Consider the following 16,337-nt stretch of genomic DNA (forward strand, 5'->3'; position numbering starts at 1 on the left):
ACCATGGCGATCTGATTGCCTTCACGGGTCGTTCGTTCATCGGAGGGTGCTTCGCCGCCCGCCTCAGCAGGTTCCGCTCCGGCAAGATGCCCATGTCCGTCGCCGTCGCACGCGGGGCTAAACAGGACCTATGCCGCGCTCGAGCATACGTTTGCCATTCCCTCGTGACCGCTTCACACCGATAGAAGCCATGCACGCTGGTCTGGCTTTAGCGGCAGAAATGGATCGCCACCGGTCAGATGCGCATGACGTCAACTCGCGGTCCTAGAACTGTCCAAGTGGCTCACGAGTATTCCAAAGAGCCCCAGATAGGCGTGAGCGGGCGAGACCGGCGAGATTGTGCATCAACTGCGGAAAGCGCGCCTCAGTTACCATGCCGTTGCACTGCCGCTGACCGTGCCTTTTGGTCGCCAAGGGCGATTTTATGAACGTTCGCTGCATACACCCATTCGCGGGCTTGGCGCTCAATGAGATCCATGAAAGCAGGGGGGCCGCTGCAGTAAATCTGTGTGTTGGCATGAGTTGGACTCATTGCGTGGGAACTCTTCTGCGCGAATAGATCATCGGACAGGCCGAAATGGTGATAGACCTCACCGTGACTTCGAAGCGCGTCAAATTCTTCTCGAAGAACTGCGCGGTCGGCCGATCGGGCGAAGTTGTGCACCTCGAACCTTTGACCCGCCGATGCAAGCCGCTTCGCGATTCCCGCGATCGACGCTGTGCCTATTCCGCCAGCAAAAAGGATAGATCGCACACGATCGTCCAAAATTGTCGGCGGGCTTTCGGGGGTGCCGACGACAAACACTTCGTCTCGTTCATTCAACGGAAACCTGGTTAGCAGACTATCCGTTCTGCCATCACCTTCTTGTCTCATGCCTACCACGTAACCATCGGACAGGGACGAAACATCGAGCAAAGGATAAATTCTTTGCTTGTCGCCAGCGCTATTCAGACAGAGAGTGACGCACGACCCATCGTTAAACGGCGGAAGCGCCGATTTGGACGTTGTTCGAAGTTCAACGGCATGGTACCCCTTAGCAATTTGCCATTTCCGGCCTACGATGACGGGAATCAGGTTGTCGCGCATGTCTTCTCCAATAGGACCTGCATCACAGGTGGAACTCTAGCCGATACCGCGCAAGGGATGGAGAGGGAAGCCGGGTTGTAGCGAATCCGCAGTGATGATCGGGCGTCGAAACCGGCGTGGTTAAAGGCGTTGAGCGATTAGTGCAAGGATGGTATTTCCAGAACGTACTTTCTGGTTATCGATGACATCACGTTGACGATACTTGGCATAGCATAGTAAATGCACTTGGGAACGGTATGTCCATCAATGGTGACAAGGCAAGGCTGCTGCTTTCGCACCGATCCATGCACGATGGCTAATGCACACGATAAGAAACTTCAACTTTATCTTGTGGCCGGGAGAAGGCACTATAGCTTGCCGTCCGCTTTACAAGGCCTGTCGACCCGAACGAGGCGTCACGTTCGACCACTGCAGACAGGCGAGCGAGGAATCGTTTTCGCCGTCGTCAATAGATGAAGACAGCTGTATCCTTGGCAAGGCTGCCCACGCATCGCGCACGTCAGAGCGGATTTCATGCACAAGCTCACGACTCAGCTCTGCCGCGAGAACCAAGCGGTGGTTATCGAGGACCTGAACGTCAAAGAGATGCCGGCGAACGAACGACTTGCCCCGGCGATCTCGGATGTAGGCTTTGGGGTCTTTCGCCCCTTGATGCGCCGCTACGTCGCGCTGAGGTATTTCAACATCGGAGCCGCATCGATTTACGTCGTCAAGTTCCTGACCGAGCAGCTGCTGGGAGGCAAGCCCAGATGAACGTTGCGCGTCCTCGCGGTTCGTATTGCCTGAAGGCAGCCGCCCGCTGCGTGCCACTGGCGGCTGCCGCCGGCTTCGCCGTGGCAACCCCGTTGCCAACGCCGCCGTGCGGGACACCGCCGGTGCCGGCCTACGCGTCGCTGGGCGCGCAACCCGCGATGGCGATCCTGCGCGCTGAGGAGATCGATGCGGGCGAGTGGCGGCCGTCCTCGTGCACCGGATGGCCTGCCGCGTCCCGCTCCCGGGTTGTCGTCGCGCTGGCAGGGCTGGTCCGCGTCGCCGGCGGTCCCGAAACGCTGTTGGCACGTGCCGGGGCGGTTTCCACCCTGAGCACCGTGCGCTACTGGTCCACGACCGACAAGAAATGGCGTCCCTTGTTCCTGGATGCCGCAGCGCTGGCCGGACCCGCCGAGGGCGGGGAACGGCGGGGTGATTTCCGCCCGTCGGAACTGCAAGCGGGTCGAACCTTGTACTTCTGGGTGCGCGACAGCCGCTCCGGCCCCCTGGTGTACCGGATGCGGGTGCTGGAGCACAGCCCGCAGCGGATGGCGCTGGCCGAGGAAAATGTGTCACCGGTCCGTGCCTTCAGACTGACACTGTTTCAGCCTGCCGCGCTGCAGACGGTGGTGTTCGCACAGCGCCAGACGAACGACGTATGGGGCCTGTATATTCTCGCGCGCATCGACCGGCAAGCCAGCAGTTCCATTGCGAGCGGGCACGAGGCCTCTACGGCGAACCGGGCGCTGGCACTGTTCCGGTACCTGGCCGGCGTCCCGACCGACGCGGAACCACCGGCCGTGCGATGACTTGGGTCGTGACGCAACAGGCCCCTCGTCGATGCGTCAAACGCCTGCTGCGGCGTTCTCGCGCGCTTTCCTGCAGTACGCGGCCGCGGGCGCGGTGTACGGTCTCACATTTCCCGGTGTTGTTCCTCTGGGTCGAAAACTGTCGGTAGCCAACAATAATCCCCGCTTGTGCGAACTCATTTTCTCCCACCCATTTTCTGACCAGGGGCTACGGAATTCCCACGTCCGACTACGAGCAGTTCGCACCGTCGCATCGTCAGCCATTTCGTACGTTGGTGAACCGTTGGTTTCCGTTACTCACAACGAATGTCCGCATACTTTGCTATCAAAAGAGTGAAGCCGATATCCCACGCTTTGTTTAATCGGGGGTACCTGCTTGTGTTGCGCCAGCCGTTGACCTGAAGCCATACTGTCGTATGGCTAACCATTAGGATTAGTCCGCTGCTCTTGCTTGTCTATACGCATGCTTCCATCTTGCGTCCGAGTAATCCACCTGGCGTGCCGTACCGACGTACGGCTCTACCCCTTGTTGAACAGGCTCACGACACGGGACATGGATTTCGCTGCCAGAACGAGCAGAGCGCCGGAGACGCTGTAGTCGGCGTGGTGCATCAGGTCGGTCAAATAGAACATGCTTAGCGCGATGAGCGGGTGATACATCGCACGGCTTATCAGGCTTTTCATCGGCATCTCACGCAGTTTCATTTGCCCGAACCGGTAAGTCACTGTGCGTGAACCGATCTGCGCAAGTTTCGTGGCGCGCCAGGCTTCCGGAATCCGTGGGAGGTTTGGCTACGAAGTACGGATGACGCTGATCTGTCGCGTCCCGTGCTGTGACGAACTTTGCCCCTCGCATCCTGTTGCCGTCCTGTCCGTGCGTCGACGTTTCTTGTCCAATCGTCCAAGTCTTGCCGCTGGTTCGGGTGGCCATTGCAGGGCGTCCGGAAAGCTTGTCCGATCCTGCATGTCACACGCAGACCATGAACGACAGAGGAACACGCAGACTCAGGACGGTCTGACGCCGGAACCAGTCGGAGTCGGGCACGCTCGCTAATGGACCGCCGCGGACGCCCGCACGCAGCCCGCGGCGATGCATCAAGCTTGGTGAAATCATCAGTAATGGATTTGTCATTGACGGCATCCGGAGGTATAACATGTAGACCTCGTGGCCAGGTTGAAGATTGACCGGCATCCCGGCTCCCTTGCCCGGGAAATCGCATTTCGCGCGAGTTATTCATGGATGCAGTTTCGGACGTTCTGCGCGCTGTGCGCCTGAGCGGCGCAGTGTATCTGAACGGGACCTTTACGGCTCCATGGTGCGTGATAGGCCGCACAGATGCGGCGCTCTGTGCAGCCTATCTGCCGCAATCCGAGCGCGTGATTTCATATCATCTGATCATAGAAGGAAGCTGCTGGGCTCAACTGGCAGACGACCCGAATTCGGCTATTCATCTCAATGCTGGCGAACTGCTGGTAGTGCCGCAAGGGGAAACGCATCTGATGGGCAGCGCGGTCGGTCTTTCGCCCGTGCCATCGGAGGTACTGTTAGCCGGCCAGATGGCGGCAACACCTGGCGAGGTAGTGACACTGTCCTACGGAGGCGGGGGACCTACGACTCGTATCGTATGTGGCTTTCTGGCGTGTGACGATACACTGAGCAACCCTCTGCTCTCATCGCTGCCGCGACTCTTCAAGGTTGATATGCGCCGCGATCCGCGCGCGGCATGGCTTGAGTCCTCACTCAAGTTTGCTGCCGCTGAGGCGGCGGATTCGCGGGCGGGCGGGACGATCGTCCTCGCCAGACTGTCCGAACTCCTGTTTGTCGAGGCGGTCCGTAGCTGTATTGAAGCGCTTCCTGCCCACCAGACAGGATGGCTGGCTGGCGTGCGAGATCGCTATGTGGGACGTGCGCTTTCGTTGCTCCATGCGCAATCACTCCACCCCTGGACCGTTGATGAGCTTGCGCGCAAGGTGGGGTTATCGCGCTCCGCGTTGGCGCAACGCTTCACCGATCTTCTTGGACAACCGCCGATGCAGTACCTGGCGCGATGGCGCATGCAGATTGCGGCGCAGGAACTTCTGATCGGCCGTAAGTCGCTCGCCGCTGTAGCGGAGCGGATTGGTTACGAGTCAGAGGCATCGTTCAGTCGGGCCTTCAGGCGAGAATTTGGAATGCCGCCGGCAGGCTGGCGAAAGAGCAAAGGAAAGATGAACGGCGCTGCCGAATCTGCGCAGGCCGCACTCGGCGCGCGTGGCATCACGCCACCACCGGTTCAGTGACACTGACTGCTAAGCCAACGGTACCTCGACAACACGAGCAACCGCACGATCTGGTCGGTGGCTCATCGCGCCGATTGCCGAATCGCTAGCATGCCCCTGCCATGCCCGACGCAACGTTCATTCACAGAGTCAAAGCAGATCAGGCATTTCGGCCATATCTTTCGGCGGCCTGATCATAGAACCTCACGTCTCCCAATCGTACATTCGAGCGTACCGGAATGCCAGATCAGCCATCTGTCTCTGACCGGTAGATGAGTACTCCAGCTCGACCGTATGTCGATCCATATTGGGAGAAATGCCATGAACGCAGTATCGCGAGTCTCTGACCACGACCGTTACGCCCGTTGCATTCGCGCTTCAAAGATGATCAGTTGGGACATCGACCGCGATGTAATTGCAGGCCGCACCTTCGACACGTCCCAGAAGTATCTGCCCGACGGACTTTCACTGGCGCCGAATTTCATCACGCTCTCCGAGAGCGAGAAGCGTTTCGTCAGCCAGATTCAGGGACGCACATATGCCAACGTGTTCGGATTGGTAGAGCGCTTCATCAACGCCAAGGTGCTGGAAGTCAGCCGAGACTATTGGCTCGGCGACCAGGTGGCGCTGGAGGCGCTGGTCCGGTTTAGCGACGAGGAACTCAAGCATCAGACGCTGTTTCGTCGCATCGACAAGATGATCGGCGAGACCCTTCCACCCGGCTACCACTTCGACGCAGATCCGGATGCCGTTGCGTCTGCAGTCCTCGGGAAAAGCACGTGGGCCGTATTGGGGCTGACGCTGGATATCGAGCTGTTCAGCCAGCTCCACTACCGCCAGAGTATCGATCCAGACGATCAGCTATCGGAGCTATTCAAGCAGGTGTTCCTCTACCACTGGAAGGAGGAGAGCCAGCATGCCATCCTCGACGAGCTCGAATGGGTCCGTCACGACGCCACTGTGACGGATAGTGATCGCGACAAGGCTGTTGACGAATTGATCGAACTGGTCGCCGCGATCGACGGCATTCTGCAGGCGCAGGCCGCATCCGACGCGCGTTACTTCGCGGCGAACTGCGGCCGCGCAGTCGACGACGCAGAAACCCTGTCGGTCGAAGCGAATTTCCTCGAGGCTTACCGGTGGCAATACATCCACTCCGGTGTACGTCATCCCCATTTCGGGAAGGTCCTTTATAGCCTCATCTCCGAAGACCAGGGTATGCGCATCCAGGCTGCACTCGCCACACTGCAATGAGATTTGCCGAAGCTGGACAATCCACGGATGTAAAGGAGATCGAATATGAATGCCAATGCACAGATCAACGAACCTAACATCGTTAACGGCCTCAACGTCGACGACCTTTTTACCTTGATTGAGGGCGTCAAGAGCGATGCCTCGAAAGCCACCACGAGCTGGCGCGTCGCTACGACCTGGGAGGGCCAGACCCGGACTCGCGCCGAGGTAGAGGGGTTCTCGATCGGAGGGCAGGATGTGTGGCGCCGGTTCACGATCGATATCGATGAGCCTTGCGAACTTGGTGGCTCGAATAAGTTTGCCAATCCTCAGGAACATCTGATTGCGGCGCTGAATGCCTGCATAACGGTGGGCTACGTGGCGCAATGCGCCGTCCGCGGGATTACGCTCGAATCCCTGGAGATTGAGACTGAGGGTGAAATCGACCTAAGGGGTTTTCTTGGGATCGACCCGCAAGTGGCAAACGGCTACGAGAGCCTGCGTTACACCGTTCGTATCAAGGGCAGCGCTACCAAGCAGCAATTCGTCGAAATCCATGACGCGGTGATGGCCACTTCACCCAACGTCCACAATCTGGCGAACGCCGTCGTCTTGAAATCGACTCTCGTGGTCGGGTGAACTTCGTGATGTGGGCGCGGCGACGCGAATGGTTTCGGTCGCGCCGCCTTTTTTTAAACGGAAGGAGGTACCCGTAACGCGGGATAAGCTTCAGCCTTGCTGAGTACTTAGCGCAAAAGCCTTCCTGGACAAAATCCAGCTGGAAACGGGTAGGCCGCAAGTCAAATGCCCGCTTCGAAAGAAATAGCTCGGCCGGTCACGGGCGAGCGCACGCGAGCCAAATTCTTCACCGGAAGTTCGTCAACGAGGCCGCCCGCCGACTGACCACTCTGGACGAGGACGCGTCGGCGGGTTCTGGTGCAAATATGCTCATTGGACCGGTTAAAGTAACGATCCAATCAATCTGGTGGGCGGCGATGAGCAAGAGGAAGGGTCTGGAGGGGTTGTTCGATGGCCGGCATTTTTGATCGGGAGATCATTGTCCTGTGTGTGCGCTGGTATCTTCGCTACAAGCTCAGCCTGCGCGATCTGGTCGAGATGATGGCCGAGCGGGGATTGTCGCTGGCACACACCACGATTATGCGTTGGGTAAAGCGCTTTACGCCGGAGTTCGTCAAGCGCTGGAACCGGTTTGGCATACCCACTGGCCGGTCATGGCGTGTTGACCAGACCTATCTGAGTGTGTCACGAACGCAGACGGAAGTCTGCGATGCTGTACCGAAGATGGGAGTCGGCCTCCCGAAATCAGCTTGCAGGAGCAGATTTCAGTGTGTCACGAACGCAGGCGTGATCCTTCACTGGATGTCACCGGACCGACGCCGAGCAGTTCGCCGGCGCGCGCCAGCACAGCTCAGGTGGCAGGACGCGGCTCGGACATATCAGCCTGCGCGGCAATGTCTATCTGCGCACGCTGCTGGTTCAGGGCCCGAAGTACGTTGCAGTCGGCGCTGCGTGCCGACCCCACGCACGCAAGCCGCCTGCAACGATGGATCAGGCAACTCCATGAACGCAAGGGCTATCACAAGACGTTGATTGCGATTGAAACAAGCACGCCCGGATGCTGTGGGCGATGCTCGCCAGGGACGAACACTACGATGCCGATGCCTGGCAACGCCACCCCATGCATCCGCCGTTACCGCCCGCTACCACCTGACCTGATCTTCACAAAGCTCAACTACTGCTCGACGCGATAGCGAGACGAGGTCGGACCGAACAGGAGAAGAACCCGAGGATTCTGTTGGCGAGTCGTTACCGCATGAGGCTTACTTCCTCACGCCTGTTCGCCGGTTTTCAAATAGGGTTCTCCTGGGCGGCTCATATCGTGGGCCGCCCGATACGTCTCGGGCAACAAGGCCGTTTGCAAAGACGCAGTCTGTTCCTGGTATTGCTTCGACGTCACAGCAGCAGCCGACTTGAGGAAAATGAAATGACTACGCCAACCGGCCCACCTGCATGCGCGCGTCGAATGTCTGCAAGACTCGCAAAAAAACGAACCCCGATCTTGACTCTCGGGGGAAGTCCTTCTATGAGGAGCTGTTTGTCAAGCCGCTTCTGGCTTGACAAACAGCTGGTTGCCGATGTTTTGGACTGCAGTTTAGCGACGAGAAAGCAGTGTTTGCATTAAGGTCCGTCACATCTTTCCATGACTAATCTGAGGCCGATCAATCGCGCTCGTGAGACTCAAGGTCTGCACTCACCTTCTATCCGCTGGCCAACGGTGTGACCAGCCTCATCCTGCATGCGCGCTTCGCCCGGATATCTCCGGGGCACGCGTCCCATCTTTCAATCGGTTGCACTACAGGCAACCAGGACTTCCCACGGACGCGTACACTCCAGACCGTTTGGACTTGGTAATTGGCTAACGGACGGTTCCCTCCCTTCTGTCTACCCTTCAGGGATTATGCAGACTTCAACTGGGCGCCTTCGGGTAATACGCCATCCTGCAGATAACGCCACAACGCAATCGCAAGACGGCGGCCGACCGCCACGATCGCAACCCGCCGGATTCGGCGACTCGAGGGCGTACCCTGCGTGCGCCGATGGAACCAGAGCGTGAGCGCGCTGCCTGGCTGATAGCGCAGCCAGGACCATGCCATCTCGATGAGCAGCGCACGCACTCGCCGGTTGCCCTGTGTGCTGATGCCCTGATCCACGCGGCTTTCTCCACTGTCGAAGGGTTGCGGCGCGAGGCCAACACATGCACCGACCTGACGGCGGTTGCTGAATTGCCGCCAGAACAGTTCTAGCGCCAGTCTGGATCCGCCAACTGGCCCGATGCCGTTCAGGCGCGTGAGGCGATCGATTCGCTCACGCGCAGGCTCGGGCAGGCTGGTTTCGCGCGTCTTCTCCAAGGTAGCCAGTTGTTGCTCGACGAGTGTCAGCCGCGCGCACTCGCGAACCAACCGTTCGTGGAGCTCTGCCGGGAGTGGTGCACCATCGTGACACCGTAGCTCTCCGCGAGCGAGTCGGCCGGCGAACTTCCTGCTATCGACCTCATCCCAGCAACCGAGTGTGACCAGCAGCTTGCGCATGCGGTCACGATGCTGGAAGACTTCCTTCTGCAGTTGCCCGCGATCGCGCATCAGATGGCGGGACGCTTCGTCCTGCGCCGATGGCACCCGGATCACCCGCATGCGATCACGTTCGCCGCGTAACCACGCACGCAGACTGATGACAAGTTTGATTGCATCGAGCCGGTCAGTCTTTGCGCGCCGTTTGTGGCGTTCAACCGGGATGCTCGCAGGATCGACGACATGACATTCGATCCCGCAAGCCTGTGGCGCCCGAAAGATCCAGAACGCATCCTGACCGGCTTCATAGCTGACGACGACTCGTGCATCCGCTGGCAGGGCCCATTTCTCCTTTTGCTGCCCGATCAACGTTAGCACCGCCTGCAGACGGGATACGGCTTGTGGCTCCGCTACCGTGTGCACCGCTGGGCTATCGCGCCGACCATCATGTAACGCAACCTTCCACTTCGCCGCAGCCAGTTCCAGCGACACTGCCAGCACGGGCGCTTCGGAATGTGTCATGTTTGCCTGATCTGTGCGCATGATCCTCTCCTTTGAGTAACGGCCACACGGCTGATTTTACGACCGGCGTAGGGCGCGTTCCGTGGGCCCGTCCTGCATAGGATCTTTCAAACACAATCCGGCGCATCGCAGTCATTCAGAGGCGGCATCCGCAATCACGATAGTTCATGGCCGCTGGTGCGACGTACTTTACATCGTGCGACTGATACTTTGCTGCGCCTCAGATTGGCCTGAGCTCGTGCTTTGGATGTTATCCGAAGGCTCGTTCAGATTCGAAACTCCAGTGAGCTTCTAATTTGCCCTGCTCGGCCAAAAAAGAATCACGCTTTTAGCGGAGAGTCGTTGTCCATCAACGCGGTTCGAAGAAAGTGCAGACAATAAATGACCCGGCTGATCCTAACGGCGCGACCGACGGCCGGGATGTCGTGGATGGCCTGTTCCAGTTGCGCAATGGCCCGATCAATGGCGCTCTCGGCGCCTACGAAGTTCCTCTGGTCCGGGTCGGCGAAGAGCTCAGAGAGACGTTGAATGACAGCGTTCGCCGTTTGCAACCAGCCCACTGCGCTTGCATCATCGACGTCGAAGGCGAGCATGTGCCTCCGAAGGTCGATGATTGCGTATCCGATCTCCAGCGTCGCGAGCATCCACCGCCACGCGTCCTGCTCGCGCTCTGGACTCTGCAGATGCAACTGACTGAGCTGGGACATCAGGTCGTGCGTCGCAGACTGGAATCGTTGGTCCAGACCGCGTAAAGGTGCAGCCGCCACATAGCAGACGTTCCGGCGGAGAGCGCGCTCCGTCCTTCGAACTAACCATGGTATCCCGGGCGGAAAGACGACGGAGAAGATCAGAGCGGATACGGCCATTGATGCGACGAGCGCTATGCCGTTGTTGACGAGGAGCGCGGGGTCATAGCTAGTGACGTTGTCGGGGATCGCGAGAAAGGCGAAAAACACCGAAAAACCGACACCGAAACCGGCGGCTGCGGGTATAGCCGCAAGATAAGCGCCGATCGCCAGCGCGGGCGCGAGCACGGCACATAGCAGCGCGAACCCGTCAATCGACGGGTAGATATAACAAAGATAGACATACGCCACGACGACCGAGAGGGCGGTACCGAGTGTCATGCGCCATGTGAGCTTCGCGGGGTTGGGGGAGAGCGAGCATAACGGGCCGGCCATCGCTGCGCCCACTACTGCGTATGCACCGCTTGGCCACGCGGTGACCACCCAGAACCATCCGGCAATTCCGACGACCAACAAGCTTCGAAGCGCAGCGAAACCTACGGCGTAACGGTCTGCGGTGACGTGGTAACGGGTCGAAGTCTTTTCCAGACGATGCCTCTCGGGCTTCAGCGACTCGTACGTGATGGCGTAGCGTATAAATCCGCCAACGAAGCGCAACAGGATCTCACGGGCCGTGTCGAAATCGACCAGCGTGGCGGCGCTTTCGTCGAGTATGGCGGCTCGATCCACACATACCGTCTCGAGGAAACGGGACCGGAATGCCCTCATGCGGGAAGCAACTCGAGATGGCGCGGTATCGTCGGGTAACGCAAAGTGCTCGTCGGTTCCGATTGTTTGAGCCAGCACTCGCAGGTGCGGTTTGACGAGTGCGAGGGCGGCCTCAGACTTCGCCTTTTCCAGACGACGAATTAATTGGCATAGCGCATACAGCCTGGAGCAGGCATGCGAAAACTCGTCATTCAGCTTCGCAAGCCGCCGTGTGCGTGCGCGTATGAATGGACTTTCGAATGTGGCGAACACTCGCGCTGCTTCGAGGTTAGCCATTCCGTCGACGAGCAACGCAAAACGTCGATCGAACTCCCGCGCAGTCAACGTCCCACCAAGCGCGTCAGATGCCAGCGTAGTCAGATCGGTGTGGCGGCTACGGAGTTTCGCCAGGAACAGGCCGCCCGCTTTCAGAGGAAAAATTAGTATGCTGACAAGGGTCGAGCAGAGTATGCCGAGCGTGACCTCGGCAGCGCGTCAGGGCAGCGAGGAAGATGTCGGTAGGTTGGGTAGCGGTGGGTACCGCAATCAGGATCGCCGTGTACGCTGCGAGCACCCATGCATACCACCGGAAGTGTCGATGGCGAACCGATGCGCCGGTACAGATGGCACACCACACCGCGATCGCCGGCAGATAGAGTTCGGGTGTTTGAGGAAATAAGGCGGTAATCCCGATGGCCGCCAACGTTCCGAACAGGGTTCCGACAACCCGGTAATAGCTTTTCGCCAGCACCATCCCGCTCAACGGTTGCATCAGCACGAAGACGGTAACCACGGCCGTGTGGGGTTGCGGCAGTTCGAGCAACATCGCGACGCCTGCAGCCATGCAGGCAGCGATCACCGTCTTGATGGCATGGATGAAGATCTGCTGATCGATCGTGACCCGGTCGAGCCTCGCCCAAATTTTGCGGTGCAGCGATGACTGCGCGAAATACCGTCTGATCTGATTCATTTCAACTCGTAACCCGGCTCGTCTAGTCCAGCGCAATGCACCTTTGCATAGATGCCACTTCCGTATCTCGGGGTGATAAACTAATATGTCAGTGACATATCAAGTGTATATTGAGGCGTCATGGATGTACAGATAACCGGGAAGGCTCATGCGCTCGTCGTAGCCCTGCACGGCATTCAGGGCACGCGCGCCGTTTGGGCACCGCTCGCGCAGCGGCTGTCGGCGGCGGCGACGTTTGTGCTTCCAAATTTGCGGGGGCGTGGCCGCGCGCTGCGCGGCGAAGGCGTGGCCCATTACAGGCTGGAGCGCTTCGCCGACGACCTGGCGGAGGTCATTCACGCTCACGTAGGGCAGCGCGACTTCTGGCTCGCCGGCTGGAGCATGGGCGTCTCGGTTGCGCTTGCGTATCTCGGCCGACAGGGCGCGCATCTGCCGCGCGGGGTGGTATTGGCCTCGGGTACTGCGGCGCTGCGCAATGTCTCGTGGTTTACGGCCACGGAACCGGCCTCGCTCATGCAGGAGATCGACGTGCGTGAACGAAAGCTGAGTCTCAAGGAAGCGGCTGACCACATCGCCGTCGCGCGGACGTGGGCAGCGATCCGCGATACAGCTCAGAGGGGCGTTCTCCCTTCCATCCGTTGTCCGGCGCTGATCCTTCATGGCAGCGCAGACGATCAGTGTCCACTCGAGGGTGCGCACGCGTTGGCAAACGGCATACCGGGATCAGCGTTGAAGGTATTCGGCGGCGGCCACAACTTGCCCGCGACTCACGCTGACGCGTTGTCGGCGGTGCTTCGCGGCTTCCTGCGACAAGAACTTTGATATGGAGAAGACATGAGAGTAGAGGACCTTGTTCATTTTTGTCCCCCCGGGCGGTTGATTATCGGGACCGGTGCGCGGGCACAACTCCCGGCACTGATCGAACGCCTTGGCTATCGGCGCGGTGTGCTGGTGACCGACCGCTTCTTTTCGCAGAAGACGCCATGGGTAGACGAGTACGTGAGTGCGGCGCGGGCGCTCGGCATCGAGACCGTGGTGTTCGACGGAGGTGCGCCGGACCCAACAACGACGCTCTGCGATAGCGCGACGGCCGCGATCCGGAGGACTTTAGGCGGGCACGAACCGGACCACGTCGTGGCGCTAGGAGGAGGCAGCAACATCGATCTGGCAAAGGCATTGTGCATTACGTTGCCTAGCGGTCGGCCGGTCCACGAGTTTGTGAAAGGGCTGACAGCAGCGAACCGTCCTCTCCCATTTATCGCGATGCCGACGACCGCCGGTACGGGATCTGAAGCAACGCCAGGCGCGATCCTGATCGATCCGGAAAATGCCACGAAAGTGGCTGTCATGGACAACTCACTGCGGCCTCAGGTTGCATTGATCGACCCTGAGTTCACCTATACCTGTCCGCCTAGCGTGACGGCAGATGCCGGTATCGACGCATTCACGCATGCGATCGAGTCGTATCTGACGCTGGATTCGGCGAAGTTCGACCGCGGCGGTGATGCTGATCCTGGCTATAGCGGCCGCTCATCACTCACGATGCTCTTTGCACGCGAAGCAATCAGGCTGTGCGCCCGATATCTCAAGCGGACGTACGACAACGGAACCGATATCGAGGCACGCACAGGCATGTGTTACGCGAGTGTCTACGCGGCGCTGTCATACGGAAGCGCCGGCTTGAACGCGGTGCATGGAATCGCCTATGCCGTCGCAGGTGCGACTCACCGCTCCCACGGGACGACGAATGCAGTGATGCTGCCCTACGTGCTGGAGGAACTTGCCGCCGCCCGGTGCGACGAGCTTCTCGATGTGGCGAACATTTTCGGCATTGCCACTACTGACCGAAACCAGGCAGTACGTGAGCTGTGTAAAGCAATCCGCTCGTTGATCGAATCGATTGGCATTCCGACCACGCTGAAGGAACTCGGCATCGACCAGGCCTCGCTTCCTTCGCTGTTAAACGACGCGCTGGCGGTGACGCGGCTTCTCAAGGCTTTTCCGGTAACGGACGCGAAAGCGGCGTACGAAAGGATTCTGCAGCGTGCATACGACGGGGAGCCCGGTGAATTCCTGGCCGCCGCCTGACTAAAAACAAATCGAACACGCAAATTTATCAACCAGCATATCAGTGGGATATGCAAAACATGAAGGAGATGTGTGATGATGACTGAAAGACAGAGGAAGTTCCGTGAGAACTACCGGAAGGACATTAGCCCACTGTACAACGGGCTGTTGCATATCGCAGTGCTGTATGGCGCGGGCATTGCTGCGATCTGCTACTGCGTGAGCCGACTGCACGCCTCGCGCTGGGAGTGGCTGCTGATGATTCCGGTGTTTCTGGCCGGCAATTTCGTGGAGTGGGGCATGCATCGTTTTGTGATGCACCGGCGCATCAACGTGTTCGCCCTGCGCCAGATCTACGAGCGGCATACGCGTGAGCATCACCAGTACTTCTCAGACCTGGAGCCGACGATCGATACGACCCGCGAGTTCCGGATCGTGTTCTTCCCGTGGCGCGTGCTGATTACCTTGGGGATTGGCGGAACGGTCCTCGGCTTCATCGCCTCGCGCGTGATTAACCTGAACGCGGGCTATATCGTGTTCCTGACGATGGTCGGACAGTACCTGCTCTACGAGACATTCCACTTCTGCTGCCACTGCCGCGAGAACGCCTTCGTGCGCAACATGCCCTTCATCAATACGATCCGCCGTCATCACACGGCCCATCACAACATGGGGATCATGATGAAGTACAACATGAACCTGACGTTCCCGATTGCCGACTGGTTCCTTGGCAGCACGGACCTGCGTCGCGGGTTGCTTGGCACGCTCTTTAACGGCTACAGCGACAAACATGTGAAGGAAGAATTGCGCCCGGTCATCGCCCGCTTCAGGAATGACCACTCCCGGGTCACCCTCGATGGCCCGCAACTTTCGGATACCGAGCGCAGTGTTATGAAATCGATCTGAAACAACGGCCCTGCTTTGGCGGGGCCGTTGTGGTTTCTCACCCTCCTGGAAAGCGGTACGGGAAAAAGGAGGGGACGGTTTATCGGTAGATATTCATAAGCTATACGAAGAAATACCGTGGACGTAAAAATATTACATCAAGAAGCACGCGGCATGCATTGCGACAGTTCAGTTGGGGGAAATGGAAAGATGGATCGAATTGAAAATATGCGCACCTTTCTGCGAGTCGTGGATTCCGGAAGCTTCACCGCAGCAGCGGTGATCACTAGCGCTAGTGTCGCGGCTACGTCGCGTGCAGTATCGGAGCTGGAGGCGCATTTGCATACGCGTCTCCTGACGCGTTCAACACGTCGTCTCGCGGTTACAGAAGCCGGGAGCCGATATCTGGCACGTTGCCGGCAAATTCTGGAGGATATCGATTCAGCGGAAGCCGAGGCGTCGGGTGCTCAGGACAGGCCGTCAGGCATGCTGAGAATGCATAGCTACGCGAGCGTGGGCCAGCATTACGTCCTCCCCTCGATCGCCAGTTACAGGAAGTCGTATCGGGACGTGTCCATTGAGCTGACGTTGCTACAAAAAGCCCCCGACCTGTTTGACGGCAGCGCCGACGTCGCTGTTGTTACGGCGCCCCAGCTTCCCGACTCTGAGTTGATCTCTCACCACATCGGTTCGACGTTCAGCATTCTGTGCGCTTCGCCGGCATACCTTGAATCGAAGGGGCCACCCCTGGTGCCAGAGGAACTGGCGGGACGCGAGTGTCTGATTCTGCACACACCCGGCTTTCCCACGGATGTCTGGACGCTGGAGGGCCCTGCAGGCAGGAGCGAACTTCGCGTAAGTGGTCCTGTTCAGACCAATGTCGCAGAATCTCTGCTGGTCGCGGTTCGGCAGAACATGGGCATTGCCTCGGTGCCGGTCTATGCAGCAATCGATGGTCTAAGAACCGGGGCGCTTGTACGGGTTTTGCCGGAATACACGCTGCAGCGAATAAACATCTACGCAATATACGCTTCACGGCGATACGTCGACGCGAAGATCCGGACCTGGATAGAGTTCATCCGCGACTGTTTACCTCGGGCTATCGCCAAAGATGAGGCGACGCTGAAGGAACTGACGCTGAGCGACGAAGCGAGAGGCTTGCTACCTTCTTAA

General features: G+C 58.9%; 12 protein-coding genes and 3 pseudogenes. 11 read left to right on the plus strand and 4 right to left on the minus strand.

Features of this window, described 5'->3' with window-relative positions; all coding sequences use genetic code 11:
* Positions 1–364 precede the first annotated feature (364 nt).
* On the minus strand, positions 365–1,087 hold the full coding sequence (locus tag P0D84_RS43280; protein WP_408348943.1) for a ferredoxin reductase domain-containing protein: 723 nt from the start codon (positions 1,085–1,087) through the stop codon (positions 365–367).
* A 513-nt stretch (positions 1,088–1,600) separates the two neighbouring features.
* Between P0D84_RS43280 and P0D84_RS43285 the strand changes: the two genes are divergently transcribed.
* Both P0D84_RS43285 and P0D84_RS43290 read left to right on the plus strand, forming a co-directional pair.
* On the plus strand, positions 1,601–1,840 hold the full coding sequence (locus tag P0D84_RS43285; protein ID WP_408348946.1) for a hypothetical protein: 240 nt from the start codon (positions 1,601–1,603) through the stop codon (positions 1,838–1,840).
* On the plus strand, positions 1,837–2,646 hold the full coding sequence (locus tag P0D84_RS43290; RefSeq protein ID WP_408348949.1) for a DUF6675 family protein: 810 nt from the start codon (positions 1,837–1,839) through the stop codon (positions 2,644–2,646). Before P0D84_RS43285 ends, P0D84_RS43290 begins: the two co-directional genes overlap by 4 nt.
* 519 nt (positions 2,647–3,165) lie before the next feature.
* Here the strand turns inward: P0D84_RS43290 and P0D84_RS43295 are convergent.
* Entirely contained in the window at positions 3,166–3,351 is a 186-nt protein-coding gene (locus P0D84_RS43295; protein WP_408348952.1) for a hypothetical protein, read from the minus strand.
* 531 nt (positions 3,352–3,882) lie between these two features.
* On the opposite strand from P0D84_RS43295, the gene P0D84_RS43300 reads away from it, so the two are divergent.
* The 5 genes and pseudogenes from P0D84_RS43300 to P0D84_RS43320 all read left to right on the plus strand — a co-directional run.
* The gene (locus P0D84_RS43300; RefSeq protein ID WP_408348955.1) at positions 3,883–4,926 is read left to right on the plus strand and encodes an AraC family transcriptional regulator; all 1,044 of its coding nucleotides are present in this window, start codon (positions 3,883–3,885) and stop codon (positions 4,924–4,926) included.
* 300 nt (positions 4,927–5,226) lie between these two features.
* Positions 5,227–6,159: a hypothetical protein gene (locus tag P0D84_RS43305; protein WP_408348958.1), complete on the plus strand. Its 933-nt coding sequence runs from the start codon at positions 5,227–5,229 to the stop codon at positions 6,157–6,159.
* A gap of 45 nt (positions 6,160–6,204) precedes the next feature.
* Positions 6,205–6,777, plus strand: coding sequence for an OsmC family protein (locus tag P0D84_RS43310; protein ID WP_408348961.1), 573 nt, complete (start codon positions 6,205–6,207; stop codon positions 6,775–6,777).
* A gap of 356 nt (positions 6,778–7,133) precedes the next feature.
* Positions 7,134–7,401 (plus strand): annotated as a pseudogene (locus tag P0D84_RS43315) (IS6 family transposase); the annotation flags it as partial.
* 157 nt (positions 7,402–7,558) lie between these two features.
* Positions 7,559–7,870, plus strand: a pseudogene (locus tag P0D84_RS43320) (transposase); the annotation flags it as partial.
* Positions 7,871–8,615: 745 nt separating this feature from the next.
* On the opposite strand, the gene P0D84_RS43325 reads toward P0D84_RS43320, so the two are convergent.
* A complete protein-coding gene (locus tag P0D84_RS43325) occupies positions 8,616–9,770 on the minus strand; it encodes an IS110 family RNA-guided transposase (RefSeq protein ID WP_408348964.1) in 1,155 nt (384 codons plus the stop codon).
* A 299-nt stretch (positions 9,771–10,069) separates the two neighbouring features.
* Positions 10,070–12,212, minus strand: a pseudogene (locus P0D84_RS43330) (FUSC family protein).
* Between the two features lie 120 nt (positions 12,213–12,332).
* Here P0D84_RS43330 and P0D84_RS43335 point away from each other — a divergent pair.
* From P0D84_RS43335 to P0D84_RS43350, 4 genes are all read left to right on the plus strand, one after another.
* Positions 12,333–13,034: an alpha/beta fold hydrolase gene (locus P0D84_RS43335; protein ID WP_408348967.1), complete on the plus strand. Its 702-nt coding sequence runs from the start codon at positions 12,333–12,335 to the stop codon at positions 13,032–13,034.
* Between the two features lie 12 nt (positions 13,035–13,046).
* Positions 13,047–14,300 carry an iron-containing alcohol dehydrogenase gene (locus tag P0D84_RS43340; protein ID WP_408348971.1) on the plus strand — a complete coding sequence of 418 codons (1,254 nt, stop codon included), beginning with the start codon at positions 13,047–13,049 and terminating at the stop codon, positions 14,298–14,300.
* A gap of 75 nt (positions 14,301–14,375) precedes the next feature.
* Entirely contained in the window at positions 14,376–15,185 is an 810-nt protein-coding gene (locus P0D84_RS43345) for a fatty acid hydroxylase family protein (protein ID WP_408348974.1), read from the plus strand.
* 189 nt (positions 15,186–15,374) lie between these two features.
* A complete protein-coding gene (locus P0D84_RS43350) occupies positions 15,375–16,337 on the plus strand; it encodes a LysR family transcriptional regulator (RefSeq protein WP_408348977.1) in 963 nt (320 codons plus the stop codon).

The organism is Paraburkholderia sp. RL17-337-BIB-A, from assembly GCF_046025895.1.
In the GTDB taxonomy this organism is placed as follows: Bacteria; Pseudomonadota; Gammaproteobacteria; order Burkholderiales; family Burkholderiaceae; genus Paraburkholderia; species Paraburkholderia fungorum_C.